This window comes from Micromonospora sp. M61, from assembly GCF_018070245.1.
GTDB classification, from domain to species: Bacteria; Actinomycetota; Actinomycetes; order Mycobacteriales; family Micromonosporaceae; genus Micromonospora; species Micromonospora zamorensis.
Genome location: NZ_JAGPYA010000044.1, coordinates 21632 through 36929, shown reverse-complemented (window position 1 = coordinate 36929; position 15298 = coordinate 21632). Strand labels below are relative to the sequence as shown.

Annotated in this window: 11 protein-coding genes; 7 read left to right on the top strand and 4 right to left on the bottom strand. The window is 72.9% G+C overall.

Annotation, left to right across the window (positions count from 1 at the left end; all coding sequences use genetic code 11):
* Positions 1-9: 9 nt before the first annotated feature.
* Positions 10-981, bottom strand: a complete 972-nt coding sequence (coxB, locus tag KBX34_RS23225) for a cytochrome c oxidase subunit II (protein WP_088949459.1) — start codon at positions 979-981, stop codon at positions 10-12.
* A gap of 287 nt (positions 982-1268) precedes the next feature.
* On the opposite strand from coxB, the gene KBX34_RS23220 reads away from it, so the two are divergent.
* A complete protein-coding gene (locus KBX34_RS23220) occupies positions 1269-2420 on the top strand; it encodes an aminotransferase class V-fold PLP-dependent enzyme (protein ID WP_210926917.1) in 1152 nt (383 codons plus the stop codon).
* Positions 2417-2650, top strand: coding sequence for a sulfurtransferase TusA family protein (locus KBX34_RS23215; RefSeq protein ID WP_088949461.1), 234 nt, complete (start codon positions 2417-2419; stop codon positions 2648-2650). Before KBX34_RS23220 ends, KBX34_RS23215 begins: the two co-directional genes overlap by 4 nt.
* A gap of 147 nt (positions 2651-2797) precedes the next feature.
* Here KBX34_RS23215 and KBX34_RS23210 read toward each other — a convergent pair whose 3' ends face one another.
* The 3 genes from KBX34_RS23210 to KBX34_RS23200 form a co-directional block, all read right to left on the bottom strand.
* On the bottom strand, positions 2798-3775 hold the full coding sequence (locus tag KBX34_RS23210; RefSeq protein WP_088949462.1) for a carbohydrate kinase family protein: 978 nt from the start codon (positions 3773-3775) through the stop codon (positions 2798-2800).
* 199 nt (positions 3776-3974) lie between these two features.
* On the bottom strand, positions 3975-4367 hold the full coding sequence (gene erpA / locus KBX34_RS23205) for an iron-sulfur cluster insertion protein ErpA (protein WP_088949463.1): 393 nt from the start codon (positions 4365-4367) through the stop codon (positions 3975-3977).
* A gap of 170 nt (positions 4368-4537) precedes the next feature.
* On the bottom strand, positions 4538-5677 hold the full coding sequence (locus KBX34_RS23200; protein ID WP_210795004.1) for a glycerate kinase: 1140 nt from the start codon (positions 5675-5677) through the stop codon (positions 4538-4540).
* A 67-nt stretch (positions 5678-5744) separates the two neighbouring features.
* Between KBX34_RS23200 and nadA the strand changes: the two genes are divergently transcribed.
* The 5 genes from nadA to KBX34_RS23175 all read left to right on the top strand — a co-directional run bounded on the left by nadA (position 5745) and on the right by KBX34_RS23175 (position 15274).
* Positions 5745-6944, top strand: a complete 1200-nt coding sequence (gene nadA / locus KBX34_RS23195; RefSeq protein ID WP_210794969.1) for a quinolinate synthase NadA — start codon at positions 5745-5747, stop codon at positions 6942-6944.
* Between the two features lie 213 nt (positions 6945-7157).
* Positions 7158-8513 (top strand): UDP-N-acetylglucosamine 1-carboxyvinyltransferase, encoded by a 1356-nt coding sequence (gene murA / locus KBX34_RS23190; RefSeq protein ID WP_099856141.1) that lies wholly within the window; start codon positions 7158-7160, stop codon positions 8511-8513.
* A gap of 113 nt (positions 8514-8626) precedes the next feature.
* On the top strand, positions 8627-9220 hold the full coding sequence (locus tag KBX34_RS23185; protein WP_088949466.1) for a DUF3043 domain-containing protein: 594 nt from the start codon (positions 8627-8629) through the stop codon (positions 9218-9220).
* A gap of 193 nt (positions 9221-9413) precedes the next feature.
* A complete protein-coding gene (locus KBX34_RS23180; RefSeq protein WP_088949467.1) occupies positions 9414-9974 on the top strand; it encodes a helix-turn-helix domain-containing protein in 561 nt (186 codons plus the stop codon).
* A gap of 386 nt (positions 9975-10360) precedes the next feature.
* Positions 10361-15274 (top strand): WG repeat-containing protein, encoded by a 4914-nt coding sequence (locus KBX34_RS23175; protein ID WP_247672134.1) that lies wholly within the window; start codon positions 10361-10363, stop codon positions 15272-15274.
* The last annotated feature ends 24 nt before the right edge of the window (positions 15275-15298 follow it).

Below are 15298 nucleotides of genomic sequence, written 5' to 3'. Positions count from 1 at the left end.
ATGGCTGCCTCAGCTTCCCGTGCGGGCCGGAACGTCGTCCGGGTTGAAGTTGCCCTGCGTCCGGCGGGTGTCGAACGGCCGCGTGGTCTCCGCGTACGGGTCCTCACCGATCTCGGTCAGCGCGTCCTGCGTGGACTTGCCGCCCTGCTTGGCCGCCAGGAACTGGTCGTACTTCTCCGGCGACACCACCCGCAGCTCGAAGTTCATGAACGCGTGGTAGCTGCCGCACAGCTCGGCGCAGCGCCCGACGTAGGCACCCTCGGCGTCCAGGCTCGAGACCTCGAACACATTGCGGATCTTGCCCGGCATGACGTCCCGCTTGAACAGCAGCTCCGGCACCCAGAACGAGTGGATGACGTCGCGGCTGGTCTCCTCGAACCGGATGGACCGGTTGGTCGGCAGCACCAGCACCGGGATGACCTCACTGGTGCCGAGCGTCGACGCGGTGGTGCGGGCCTCCGGGCCCTGGCCGTCGCGGTAGTTGAACTGCCAGTTCCACTTGAAGGCGACAACCTCGACCGTGACGTCCGGGTTCTTCGACAACTTGTCGACGTCGGTCTGCACGATCGCCGTGTAGTAGAAGAGCACGGAGACGATCAGGATCGGCGCGATGGTGTAGAGGAACTCCATCGGCAGGTTGTAGCGGGTCTGCACCGGCAGCGTGTTGCCACGCTTGCGGTAGCGCACGACGCACCAGAAGATCAAGCCCCACACGAAGACACCGACCGCGAGCGCGGCGATGCAGGAGGCGATCCACAGGTCGTACATCCGCTTCGACTCCGGCGAGATGCCGCCCTGCGGCCAGCCGAAGCCGTCAAACGCCTGCCCTACGTCACAGCCCGTGAGCAGGACCAGCAGCGCCACGCCACCGAGACCGAGCCCGGCCAACCGACCAGCACCACGCCCCCGGCGGCCACCGACCCCTGGGGAAGCGCTGTGCCGTACGGCCGACGGCCGTACCTCCGAACTCCTTGCGACCACCTGGTCCTGCCTCCCTAGCGCGCCGCGGTGGGTCTTTCCTCAGCACCGACGGCAAAGGCGTCACCGACGGTCGCAGATTACTCGACCATGACGGAGTCGGCCGTGGTGGGGTCACTGTCCACCCCCCATTGGGGGGATGATGGGCATACCGCCGCGATAGCGTGTCGATCTGTGAGCGAGGAGTGAGCCGGGTTTGCGAGCCCCGCAGTCGCGAACAAAGGCGGATCTGTGAGCGCGAGGAGTGAGCCGGGGTTGCGAGCCCCGCAATCGCGAACAAAGGCGGATCTGTGAGCGCATCCCCGGTCTACCTGGACGCGGCGACCGCCGCGCCGATGCATCCGGTCGCGCGGCAGGCGCTGCTGGCCGCCTTCGACGACGGCTGGGCCGACCCGGGCAAGCTCTACAGCCAGGCCCGCCGGGCACGGCAACTGCTCGACGCCGCCCGCGAGGCCACCGCGCTGACGCTCGGCGTCCGCGCGGACGAGGTGTCCTTCACCCCCAGCGGTACGACCGCAGCTCACGGCGCGGTGCTCGGTGGCCTGTCGGGGCGTCGCCGGGTCGGGTCGACGCTGGTGCACTCGGCGATCGAGCACTCGGCGGTGCTGCACGCGGCGGAGCGGCACGTGGCGGCGGGTGGGACCGCGACCAGTGTGCCGGTCGACCGGGTGGGTCGGCTGGACGTGACCGCGTGGTCGGCCGCGGTTCGCGCACCCGGTGTCGCGCTGGCCGCTCTGATCACGGCCAGTCACGAGGTGGGGACCGTGCAACCGGTCGCCGAGGCGGCCGCGATCTGCGCCGAGGCGGGGGTGCCGCTGTACGTCGACGCCGCCCAGTCGGTCGGCCGGGTGCCCCTGCCGGCCGGCTGGTCGGTGCTCAGCGCGAGCGCCCACAAGTGGGGCGGTCCGCCCGGGGTGGGGGTGCTGGCGGTCCGTAAGGGCACCCGCTGGGAGTCACCCTGGCCGGCCGACGAGCGGGAGGGTGGTCGTACCCCCGGGGTGGTGAACCTGCCCGCGGTGGTGGCGGCGGCGGCGAGCCTGCGCGCCGCGGCGGCCGACGCGGCGGCGGAGGCGGCCCGGCTGGACCCGCTGGTGGACCGGATCCGGACGCGGGTCGCGGCGGACGTGCCCGACGTGGAGGTGGTCGGCGACCAGGTGCTCCGGCTCCCCCACCTGGTCACCTTCTCGTGCCTTTACGTCGACGGTGAGGCTCTGCTGCACGCACTGGACCGGCGGGGCTTCGCCGTGTCGTCCGGCTCGTCGTGCACGTCGTCCACGTTGCGTCCCTCGCACGTGCTGGAGGCGATGGGGGTGCTCTCGCACGGCAACGTGCGGGTCAGCCTGCACCGGGAGACGACCGAGGCGGACGTCGAGCGGTTCCTCGACGAGCTGCCCGGGATCGTCGCCGAGCTGCGCGCCGACGCCGGGGTGGTGGGGCTGTGACGATGCCGGACGAGGTCATCGACTGCCGGGGGCAGCGCTGTCCGCTGCCCGTGATCGCGGCGGCCCGGCGGTTGCCACAGCTGCCGGTGGGCACTGTGGTCCGGGTTCTCGCCGACGACCCGGCGGCGGCGGTCGACCTCCCCGCCTGGTGCCGGATGCGCGGCCAGGAGTTCCTCGGGTCGGTCAAGGGCCCGGACGGCCCGGCCTACGACATCCGCCGCCGCCACTGACCCGCTTCATTCGTCGATCCAGATCAGCCTCAGTCGACGGCCCGGCCGGGCAAAGGGCCGCCCCGTTCGTGATCGTTGGCTGCTGAGCAGCAGTTCGCTCGGCCTGTCGTGCTGCCCAGCTGCCAACGAATCACGGGAGGCAACCAGCTATGGCAGGAGGTGGGGGCGGACCTCGTCCGCCGCGGTGTCACCGTAGGACTCGGCGAGCCGCTTGACGAACAGGTCGCGGCGGACGTCGTACTCCTGGGTGCCGACCGTCTCCAGGACCAGCGTGGCCAGCAACGAGCCGACCTGGGCGGCCCGCTCCAGGCCGACCCCCCAGGAGAGCGCGGTGAAGAAGCCGGCCCGGAAGCCGTCCCCCACCCCGGTCGGGTCGACCGCCCGGATCTCCCGCGCGATCGGCACGTGGATCGGGTCGATGCCCCGCCCGGCGATCTCCACGCCGTGCTTGCCCAGCGTGGTGACCCGCACCTTGACCAGGTCCAGCAGCTGGTCGTCGCTCAGCTTCGCCTTGCTCTGCAGCAGCGACTTCTCGTAGTCGTTGGTCATCAGGAACTCGGCGCCCTCGATCAGCGCCACCACGTCCTCGCCGCCCATCCGGGCGAGCTGCTGCGACGGGTCGGCGGCGAACGCGTACCCGCGGGTGCGGCACTCGGCCGAGTGCCGGAGCATCGCCTCGGGGTCGTTGGCGCTGACCAGCACCAGGTCCAGTCCGCCGAGCCGGTCGGCGACCGGGGCGAGCTCGATGTTGCGCGCCTCACTCATCGCACCGGCGTAGAACGACGCGATCTGGCACATGTCCGTGTCGGTGGTGCAGACGAACCGGGCGGTGTGTGCCACCTCGCTGATGTGCACGGAGTCGCAGTCCACACCGTGGCGCTCCAGCCAGGAGCGGTAGTCGGCGAAGTCCGCCCCCACAGCGCCGAGCAGCACCGGGCTCAGACCGAGCTGTCCCATGCCGAAGCAGATGTTCGCCGCCACGCCACCTCGGCGGAGCACCAGGTCGTCCACCAGGAAGGAGAGGGACACCTTGTGCAGCTGATCGGCGATGAGCTGGTCGGCGAAGCGGCCGGGGAAGCTCATCAGGTGATCGGTGGCGATCGAGCCGGTGACGGCGATCTTCATGTCAACCCTCGGGGTCGGGAGCAGGGCGCGGTCAGACTACCGGCCCGGCAACCCGGCGGTGACCGGTCGGTCGGACAACGGCAACCGGCCCGTCACGAAAGCGTCGGGACCGCTCCCAGGCGGCATCACGCCCGGGCCGGTACGACGACGGGGCCGTCCCGAAGGACGGCCCCGTCGTCGTTGGTGCGTGGTGCGTGACTCAGTTGAACGAGTCACCGCAGGCGCAGGAGCTGCCCGCGTTGGGGTTGTCGATGGTGAAGCCCTGGGCGTCGATCCGGTCGGCGAAGTCGATCGTCGCGCCGGAGAGGTACGGGGCGCTCATCCGGTCGACGACGACCTCGACACCACCGAAGTCGGTGACGACATCACCGTCGAGCGAGCGCTCGTCGAAGAAGAGCTGGTACCGCAGGCCCGAGCAGCCGCCCGGCTGCACGGCGACGCGGAGCCGCAGGTCGTCGCGGCCCTCCTGCTCGATCAGGGCCTTGACCTTCTGCGCCGCGACGTCGGTGAGGACGACGGAAGTAGGGGCCTGGGCCTCGACGGAAGTAGGGGCCTGGGCCTCGGTCGACTCGGTCTGCGCTGGCGTGGTCACGTGGAAGTCTCCCTGCGCGGTTTTGGGTCCGGACGCACTGGCCAACGCCGCGCGCCGTCCAGTGATTCCCGGTTGTGGTCCTCCGCCGATCGTACGCCGCCTCGGGCGGGTGCACCCGCGTGGCGTGACGCCCGCCCCAGGTGGACCCGGTCGTCAGGCGGCCGGAACGCTCAGCGACTCCACTGCCGGGCCAGCCGGGCGCCCAGCTCGCGCAGCCCCTCGGCGGGCCTGCTCAGCGCGGCGTCGAGCCCGCCGCCCGCCTCCCCACCGAAGTGCTCGACCAGGCTGTACGCGTCGGTGACCCCGGCCGAGGCGGCCTCTCGCCGGCCGGTGCTCACCTGCCCTGCCACCACCACGCAGGGCACACCTCGGTCGCGGGCGGCACCGGCCACCCCGGCGACCACCTTGCCGCGCAGCGACTGGTGGTCGAACGACCCCTCGCCGGTGATCACCAGGTCCGCGGTGTCCAGCGCCGCGTCCAGCCGGGTGGCCCGGGTGACCAGGCCGATCCCCGACTCACAGCCGCCGCCGAGGGCGAGGAGCGCCGCGCCGATGCCGCCGGCGGCGCCGCCCCCGGGCATCGTGCCGAGCCCCGCCGGGCAGCCGGCCAGATCGCGTTCCAGCACCGCCGCGAAGCGCTCCAACGCGGCGTCGAGCAGCAGCACGTCGGCGCGGTCGGCGCCCTTCTGCGGGCCGAACACGTTGCTCGCGCCGTGCAGACCGAGCAGCGGGTTGTCCACGTCGGTGGCCGCGACGAGCCGGACGCCACGCAACCGGGGCACGCCGTCCACCGCGTCGACAGCGGCGAGCGCAGCCCCGCCGTACGGCAGCGCGGCACCACCGGCGTCGAGCGGTGTGACACCCAGCGCGGCGAGCATCCCCGCCCCGGCGTCGTTGGTGCCCGAACCACCCAGCCCGATCACCACCGTCCGGGCGCCGCTCTCCACAGCGGCGGCCACCAGCACCCCCAGCCCGTACGAGGTGGTGGTCTTCGGGTCACGCTCGGCCGGAGAGAGCAGGTGCAGACCGCACGCCTGGGCGCTCTCCAGGTAGGCGGTCGCGCCGTCGGTGGTGAGCAGGATCTCACCGGCGGCCGGACGACCCAGCGGGTCGACCGTCGGCACCGGCACCCGCCGGCCGCCGAGCGCTTCGGCGAGCACCTCCACGAAGCCCGGACCCCCGTCGGCGAGCGGCCGGATCAGCAGGTCGTCACCGTCGGTGACGGTGCGCCAGCCGGCGGCCACCGCGGCGGCCACCTCCGGTGCGGGCAGGGTGCCGGCGAACTTGTCCGGGCAGAGCAGCACGCGCATGCCGAGCAGTGTGGCAGCCCACACCGACGGAAGCTGCGTCGCGCTCGCGCTGTGGGACCATGGCTACGTGACTTCGACCTGGGTGGAACCCTCCAACACGGCGACGGCTCTGCTGCTGCTCGGCCGGGGCAGCGACCCCGACACCGAGCGCGGCGTCGAGTGTCCGGGCGACCTTCCGGCGCCCAGCGACCCGGATCTGGTGGCCCGCGCCACGGCCGCGAAGGCAAAGCTGGGCAGCAAGGTCTTCGTGCTGGGGCACCACTACCAGCGCGACGAGGTGATCCAGTTCGCCGACGTGACCGGTGACTCGTTCAAGCTGGCCCGGGAGGCCGCGGCCCGTCCGGACGCGGAATACATCCTCTTCTGCGGCGTGCACTTCATGGCCGAGAGCGCCGACATCCTCACCACCGACGCGCAGCGGGTGATCCTGCCCGACCTGGCGGCGGGCTGCTCGATGGCGGACATGGCGGTGCTGGGCCAGGTCGAGGCCGCGTGGGACACGCTGACCGAGCTGGGCATCGCCGGCGAGACCGTCCCGGTGACGTACATGAACTCCTCGGCCGACATCAAGGGCTTCGTCGGTCGCAACGGCGGCGTGGTCTGCACCTCCTCCAACGCCAAGCGCGCCCTGGACTGGGCGTTCGAGCAGGGGTCGAAGGTGTTCTTCCTGCCGGACCAGCACCTGGGCCGCAACACGGCGGTGCTGGAGATGGGCCTGTCGTTGGACGACTGCGTGCTCTACGACCCGCACAAGCCCGGCGGCGGGCTCACCCCGGAGCAGCTGCGCGACGCCAAGATGATCCTCTGGCGGGGGCACTGCTCGGTGCACGGCCGGTTCACGCTGGAGAGCGTCAACGACGTCCGGGAGCGGGTGCCCGGTGTCAACGTCCTGGTCCACCCGGAGTGCCGGCACGAGGTGGTCACCGCCTCCGACCACGTGGGCTCGACCGAATTCATCATCAAGACCATCGAGGCGGCTCCGGCCGGCTCGGCCTGGGCACTCGGCACCGAGCTGAACCTGGTCCGCCGGCTCGCGCTGGCGCACCCGGACAAGCAGATCATGTTCCTGGACAAGGCCGTCTGCTACTGCTCGACGATGAACCGGATCGACCTGCCGCACCTGGTCTGGGCCCTTGAGGAACTGGTCGCGGGCCGGGTCGTCAACCAGATCACGGTCGACCCCGACACCGCGCACCACGCCCGGGTCGCGCTGGACCAGATGCTCGCGCTGCCCGGCGCGGACACCCCGCCGCCGACGGCGTCCTGATCACGATCTGTAGCGCTCTTGGTACGCAAAAGTGCCGGATCACCGATTAATGCCACACACGCCGATGTGACCGAGTCCTTTTTCGTCACGGAGGGCTATGCTGCCCGGAGCGAAGAGACAGGCGGGCCGTTTCGACATGGCCGCATCCGGGGTAGCGAGAAGGCTCAGGCGCCCCACCAATAACACTGCAGCACCGACGCGCTGGAGGTTGCGTTGACCGACGACGTCCTGGTCGTTCACGGAGGCACTCCGCTCGAAGGGCGGATCCGCGTGCGCGGCGCGAAGAACCTGGTTTCGAAGGCGATGGTCGCCGCGCTCCTCGGCGACAGCCCGAGCCGACTGTTCGACGTGCCGAAGATCCGCGACGTCGAGGTGGTCCGGGGTCTGCTCGGTCTGCACGGCGTCAAGGTCACCGACGGCGCCGAGGACGGCGAGCTCGTCTTCGACCCGGCGAACGTGGAGAGCGCCAGCACCGACCAGATCAACGTGCACGCCGGTTCCAGCCGGATCCCGATCCTGTTCTGCGGCCCGCTGCTGCACCGGCTCGGGCACGCGTTCATCCCGGACCTGGGCGGCTGCCACATCGGCCCGCGCCCGATCGACTTCCACCTCCAGGCGCTGCGCGAGTTCGGTGCCACTGTCGAGAAGCGGCCCGAGGGTCTGCACCTGTCCGCGCCGAACGGGCTGCACGGCACGAAGTTCGCCCTGCCGTACCCGAGCGTCGGCGCCACCGAGCAGGTGCTGCTGACCGCGGTGATGGCCGAGGGCGTCACGGAGCTGCGTAACGCCGCGGTGGAGCCGGAGATCATCGACCTGATCTGCATCCTGCAGAAGATGGGCGCGATCATCAAGGTCCACACCGACCGGGTGATCGAGATCCAGGGTGTGCCGAAGCTGCACGGCTACACCCACCGGCCGATCCCGGACCGGATCGAGGCGGCGAGCTGGGCGGCCGCCGCCCTGGCCACCCGTGGCCACGTCGAGGTGCTCGGCGCTCAGCAGGCCGACATGATGACCTTCCTGAACATCTTCCGGTCGGTCGGCGGCGAGTACGAGGTCACCGACGCGCGCGCGCCGAAACTGGGCGACCTCGGCCAGGAGGGCGGAATCCGCTTCTGGCACCCGGGCGGTGAGCTGAACGCGGTGGCGCTGGAGACCGACGTGCACCCCGGCTTCATGACCGACTGGCAGCAGCCACTGGTCGTGGCGCTCACCCAGGCCCGCGGCCTGTCGATCGTGCACGAGACGGTCTACGAGCAGCGGCTGGGCTACACCGAGGCGCTCAACTCGATGGGCGCCAACATCCAGGTCTACCGCGACTGCCTCGGCGGCACCCCGTGCCGCTTCGGCCGGCGCAACTTCAAGCACTCCGCGGTGATCGCCGGGCCGAGCAAGCTGCACGCCGCCGACCTGGTCATCCCGGACCTGCGCGCCGGGTTCAGCCACCTGATCGCGGCGCTCGCCGCCGAGGGCACCTCCCGGGTGTACGGCGTCGACCTGATCAACCGGGGCTACGAGGACTTCGAGGCGAAGCTCGCCGACCTGGGCGCGCACGCCGAACGTCCGTAACCCCGCTCACCCATCGTTCGACCACGACGGCTCCAGGTTGCGCTGCGACCTGGAGCCGTCGGCCGCTGTACCGCGATGTGCACCGGTCGCGGACCGTTGGCTACCCTTGCCGCGTGCCGTCGCTCTTTCGCCGCAAGTCCACCGACCTCGTCGACGAGGCCGTCACCTCGGTGACCCCCGAGGAGACCGCTGAGCGGTCCCGGGGTTACACCCCGGCCAAGGGTCGGGAGACGCCCAAGCGGCCGACCGTCGGTCGCCGTCCGGCCGGCCCCAGCCGCCCCCTCACGAAGGAGGAGGAGCGGGAGCGTCGCCGCCAACTGCGCGCCGAGGCCGCCTCGGAGTTCCGCCGTGAGGGCGGCCCCCGCGACCGCGGCCCGGAGCGGCTGTTGGCCCGCAACGTGGTCGACTCCCGGCGTACGGTCGGCACCTGGTTCTTCGGCGGCGCGCTGATCGTGCTGATCGGGTCGAACGCGGCCATGCCGCCCCTGGTCCGGTTGATCTCGAACGTGCTCTGGGGCGCGCTGGCGCTGGGCGTGGTCATCGACTCGATCCTGATCTGCCGCAAGATCAGCAAGCTGGTCCGCGAACGGTTCCCGAAGACCGACCAGCGCATGGGCTCGCTCTACCTCTACGCGGTCATGCGGTCGATCACCTTCCGGCGCATGCGCGCCCCGGCTCCCCAGGTCAAGCTCGGCGACAAGGTCTGACCGGGTCGGCCCGAGGGTCACCCACGCACTGGACAAGATCCGCACAACATCAGGGATGACGCTGCCTCCGGCACACCGGAGGGAGCACTTTCCCCGAAGTTGTGCGGTTCTTGCTTGAGGACGGGTCTGGTTCAGCATGCTGAACAGCTGATGCTGTTCGCCGAACCGAACGTTGATCCAGTGGAGCGACCGTATGCCTCCGGAACCCGCGGCCCCGCTGGCCACCATCGCCGCCGCCCTCCGCCGGGAGCGCGAACGCGTCGGCATCTCGCTCACCGAGCTGGCCCGGCGGGCGGGGGTCGCCGAGTCCACGCTCTCCCAACTGGAATCGGGCACCGGCAACCCGAGCGTGGAGACGCTCTGGGCTCTGGGCGTGGCACTCGGCGTCCCGTTCAGCCGGCTGGTGGAGCCGACCAACGACGGCGTACGGGTGGTCCGGGCAGGCGACGGGCCCCGGGTCCGCTCCGAGCGGGCCGACTTCACCGGCACGCTGCTCAGCGCGGGCGCGGCACACCTGCGCAGGGACGTCTACCTGATCGAGCTGGAGCCGGGCGCGATCCGCGCCGGTGAGGGGCACGCTCCCCGCAGTGTCGAGCACGTGGTGCTCGCCGCCGGCCGCCTGCGGGTGGGCCCCGAGACGGCTCCGGTCGAACTCAACCCCGGCGACTACGCCACCTTCCCCGGTGATGCACCGCACCGCTACGAGGCGCTCACGCCCGGCACGTTCGCCGTCCTCATCATGGAGCACCCCTGACCGAAGCCGGTGATCCCGCCCGATACGGGCGGTCGGCCAGTGCGGTAAGGTCGGAGACCAGATTCTGTTATAGGACCAAATGTCCGAAACCATTGGGATAACGTTTGCGCCCGTGGGCGGCGCCACAGTGGCGGTGAGCGAGCCCACGCCGTTACCCTCCATCGGCAGCCACGGGCTGCCGGAGCGGGCGATCTGACCGGCACGCGAGGCACCAGCGCGACAATTTGCAACGAGGTGACAAACGCCGTGAGCGAGCGGACGCGAGCTGGCCACCGGGGCGTGGCAGGCGGCGACCGGACGCCCGGAGGTCACCCCGCTGCGGCTGCGGACAGCTCGCCTCTGTCGAGGATCGGCCAAGTGGCCGGGTGTGGCGACGGGCTCGGCGGATGAACGGCCGTTACGACGACCGGTGGCCAGACCCGAACGAGCCGTCCTGGGTGGTCGAACCGACCACCGAGTGGCACCCCCAGTTCCCCGGCCAGCGCTACCCCGGCGACATCGGCGCCATCCACCAGCCGTCACCGCGTGGCCGCGCCACTGTGAGCGGCCGAGCCGAGGTGCCGCCGCTGGCACCGACCCGCCCGGACGGCACCTACCTCGGCCGTTCCTGGGCCGACGAACCGTCGGCGGAGGCGCCCCCCAACCGCTCCTGGGTGGACGAGGGGCCGGACGAGACACCGACCTACGGCCGGGCCCGCAGCGAGGTCGACGCGTCCGCCTACGGGCGGTCCGACAGCGCCGACTCCCGTCACTACGACCACGAGCCGTACCGCAGGCCCCTGCCCGAGCCACCTCGGCGCGACGAGCGCCGCACCTCCGAGTCGGACCGCCGTACCGCCTGGTCCGACCGACGGCCCGCCGACGAGCGGGGGCCGGCGCGGGAGGCCGCCTGGCACCGCGACCAGCCCGCCTCCGAGCGGTACGACGGCCGCCGCCCGCAGCAGGACCCCAGCGAGCGGGATCGGGGGTACCCGGGCGGAACCCCGGTCTCCCCCGCTCCCCGGTCCGACTCTGGCTGGATGCCCGAGCCGGACGACTCACCGCGTCGACGCGGCACGCAGGAGCGACCGGCCGCCGGTTACGAACGGCACCCCGGCGACGGGTACGGCGAACGACCCACCCGTGACCACAACGGCCGCACTGCCGACGACCGCCTCCCCGACGCCGCCGACCCGTGGGCGTCCGCGGACGCTCACCAGCGGTACCGCTCGGATGGATACCCGGACCGGGCGGCCGACGACGTTCGACGCCCGGAGCGGCGCTACCGCGCGGACGAGGGCGTCGAGGCGGCACAGGCGCCCAACGGTGGACGACGGCGACGACCCGAGCCGGAGATGCCCGAGCAGCCCCGCCGCGACGACGACCGGCGTCGGCCCGACACCGAGCCGCAACGGCAGCAGCCTCGTGAGGAGGCAGCCCGCGCCGAGTCGTACCCGGATCGGCGCCCCCGCGAGGAGGCCCGACCGGACGCCTACCGCGAGGACGGGTATCGAGAGCACGGGCCACGCGAGCACGGGCCGCGCGAGAACGGGTACCGCGAGCACGCGCCGCGCGAGCACGGACCACGCGAGGACGGGCACCGCGAGGACGGGCCACGCGAGAACGGGTACCGCCAGCCTCGGCCGCAGCCCAGCCAACCGCCGGACGGCAGCCTGCCCTGGCCGCCGCCGGGTCCGCTGCGTCCGGACCGCACCCGCGAGCAGAGCCACCGCACCGAGCCGCGCCGCGCCGCGGAGCCGCATCGTGCCCCCGACCCACACCGCAGCCCCGACCCACACCGCAGCCCCGACCCGTATCGCGGCGCCGACCCGGGCGTCCCGTCGCGGCCGGCCGCTCGGCCGGAGCGGCCGCCGGTCCCGCCGTCGCGCCCGGACGAGCGCCCGGAGGCCACCCCCTCCCGGTACGACGAGCGCCCCGCACGGCCCGCCGCGACGGCTCCACCGGTCACGCCGGGTCGCGCCACGCCGGTCTCCCCGGAACGAGGGGTGTCGCCAGCGCCCGTCTCCCCCGCCGCGCCCGGTCGGGACCGCCCGGTGTCGGCAGCCCCGGTCTCCCCCGCCGCCGACCTGCCCGTCTCGGGTCCACCTGCCGCACGCCTACGGCTGGAGTACCTGCCCGCGCCGGTGGACCCACCCGTCTCCGACGAGCGGTCGGACGCCCCGCTGTCACCTGAGCGCCGAACGCCGGCCGACCCGACGCCAGCTGCCGGGCCGCACCCCGCCCCGCCGCCGCGTTACCCCGGTCCGGACGTCGGAGACCGCCCGGTGGACCAACGGCGCGGCGAGGACCTGGACCGTCGACGGGTCGACGACCCGGTGGACACCGGCGCGCCGACCGATCGCCGGCCGGTCCCGCCGGAACGCCCCCACTCGCCGGCCCAGACGGGCTCGCCGGAACGCCCCCACTCGCCGGCCCAGACGGGCTCGCGGGAGCACCCGCACTCGCCGGAGCGCCCGCACTCGCCGCAGTGGCCTTCCTCGTCCGAGCGGCAGGCCCCCACGGCGGACGCCCGCCCGTCGGTCGCGCCGCCGCCCGCCTGGCAGGTGCAGGCACCACCCACCCCTGCCACCCCGACCCCTGCCACCCCGATCCCTGTCACGCCGAGCCCAGCCACCCCGCCCCCTGCGGCCCCGGCGCCCTCCGTGGAGGACGTCGACCTGGCGCTCCCGCTGGCCCCCGGCACACCGCGCCGCTACGTGCCCCCGCCGCCCTCGGAAGAGCCGGTGGCGCCCGTTCGGCAGTCCGACGACGTCTCGGCCGCCCGTGGGCCGGACGCGTGGTTCAGCCCCGCTCAGCAGGCCGAGCCCGAGCACAGCGAGGCGCCACCGTCGTCCGCCTCCGTCGACGAGGAATCGGACGACAACCTCGATCTCTCGGCGTCGGCCACGACAGACCGGGACCCGTCGACACCCACATCCCTCGCTCACGACGCTCCGTCCCGCGAGCCCTCAGTCGGGTCGACCTCGGCCGACCTCCCGGAGCCGATCTCCGCGCCACCCGCGGACCCGACCACCGGTGCCACCCACACCTGGGCGGACGACCCAGACGACACACCGTCGGCCGCCGAGCCGGATTCGCTGGAGGGCGACCGGCCGGTCTCCGGCATCCCTGCCACGACGCTGCCGCACCACCAGCACGAGGACGTCGCCACTCGTCCCACCGAGGACACCGCCCCGATAGAGCACGACCCGACGGACGAGGCCGCGACACACGACCATTCGGGGTACGCGCCGGACGGTTCAAGCAGCGCAGGACCGACGGACGTGTCGGCGGCCGACGACTGGTCGTTCCCCGTTGTGCCGCCGTCCCGACCCGAGACAGCTGACGACGGCGTGCACGAACCCGTCTCGGCACCGCCGGTTTCGGCCCCACCGGTCTCCGCACCGCCCGCAACCCCGGTCTCCGCACCACCGGTCGCCTCAGCACCGGTATCCGCACCGCCAGCGCCGGTCTCCGCACCGCCCGCGCCCCCGGACTCCGCGCCCCCGGTCTCCGCACCGCCCGCGTCACCGTTAGCTGCGGCGCCCGTGTCCGCGCCACCCGCGCCGGTCTCCGCACCGCCCGCGCCCCCGGACTCCGCGCCCCCGGTCTCCGCACCGCCCGCGTCACCGTTAGCTGCGGCGCCCGTGTCCGCGCCACCCGCGCCGGCGGAACCGACCTTCCTGGCGCCGGTGTCCGCACCGCCCGCGTCGATGCCACCGCCCGACGCGGCGCCCGTCTCCGAAGGGCCGACCTCCCCCGCGCCCATGCCGGCAGCGCCCGTCTCCGCGCCACCCGCTTCGACGATGCCGACGTCCGCGCCACCCGCCTTCGCGCCGCCCGTCTCCGCGCCACCCGCATTCGCGCCACCCATGCCGATGTCCGCGCCACCCGCCTCGGCCGTCCCCGGTCCGAGGAACGGCTTCAGCGGGGACAGCGCGCCGGTGTCCGCACCACCCGCCGCACCACCCGCCGAAGCCGCACCACCCGTCGACACCGCGCCGGCGGTGGCCCGCCCGTCGCTGGCCGACCCGGGCGACCCGGAGCAGGTCCTGGCCGCGTACCGCTGGCGGTTGGACCCGGTGACGCTGCGCGAGGAGCTGACCGAACCGGACGACCTGCGGGCCATTCGGCGGCGACTGACCGAGAAGCTGGGCTCGGCGAACGACAACCGCGCCCGGGCCCGGTTGCTGAGCCTCCGGGCGGTGGCCTCGCGGATCCTCGGCGACCTGGACGACGCGCTGGCCGATGGTCGGCTCGCCCTCACCTATGCCGAGGCCACCGGCGAGCTGCGCCGGACCGCGCTGGCCCAGGCCCGGTTGGCGCACGTCCTGCGGTGGCGCGGCAACTTCGCCGAGGCCGACCAGCTCTTCGCCCAGGCCAACTCGGTCGAGCTTCCCGACCGGTTGCGGGCCGCGCTGCACGAGCACGCCGGGCGGTCGTGTTACGACCAGGGACGGCTCATGGAGGCCTGCGAGCACTTCGAGCAGGCGCTCAACCTGCGCGGCGCCGGCGACGCCGAACTGCTGCACCGGGTCCGGGTGGCCCTCGACGCGGTCAGCGTCCGGGCCACGGCGGACGGCTTCGGGCCGTACCCCCGGAGTCGGGACGAGGTGCTCGACCGTGACCGACCCCCGGTGCCGGACCGCGACGGGCCGCTGTGGGGTTACACCGGCCAGGACGGCGAAATGGTCATCCCCGCCCGGTACGCCGAGGCGCAGCCGTTCCACGACGGGTTGGCCTGGGTCCGCCGGCCCGACACCGACCGGTGGTCGTTGATCAACCTGCTCGGTACGACGGTGATCCCGCCGTCCTACCGGGCGGCGCACCCGTTCAGCGACGGCCTGGCCTGGGTGGTCGGTGAGGGCGGATGGACGGCGATCGACGCGACCGGCAGCGTGCAGGTGCCGCCCAACTTCGCCGAGGTACGACCGTTCCGCCGCGGGTTGGCCGCGGTACGTCGCGAGGGTTGGGGAGCGGTGGACCGGACCGGCCGGATCGTCGTGCCGACCCGCTACCACGGGTTCGTCACCGAGTTGGCCGACGGCCAGCAGGTCGACGGTTTCACCGACGAGGGCCTCGCCGTGGTCGACGTGGCGGGCCGGCGCGGTGTGGTGGACCGCACCAACGCGGTGCTGGTCCCCCCGACGCATCCGATGCTGGTCATCCACCCGGTGGCGTTCCTGTTCGGCAACGAGACCGGGCGGTGGGGTGCGCTGGACCGGCGCGGCCTGCCACTGATCGACCCGGTGCACCGCGATCGCGACGAGGTGCTGGAGGAGATCGACCGGCTACTCACCGACGCCAATCCGGTGCTCTGAGTGGCCGGTCGACGGTCGTGATCC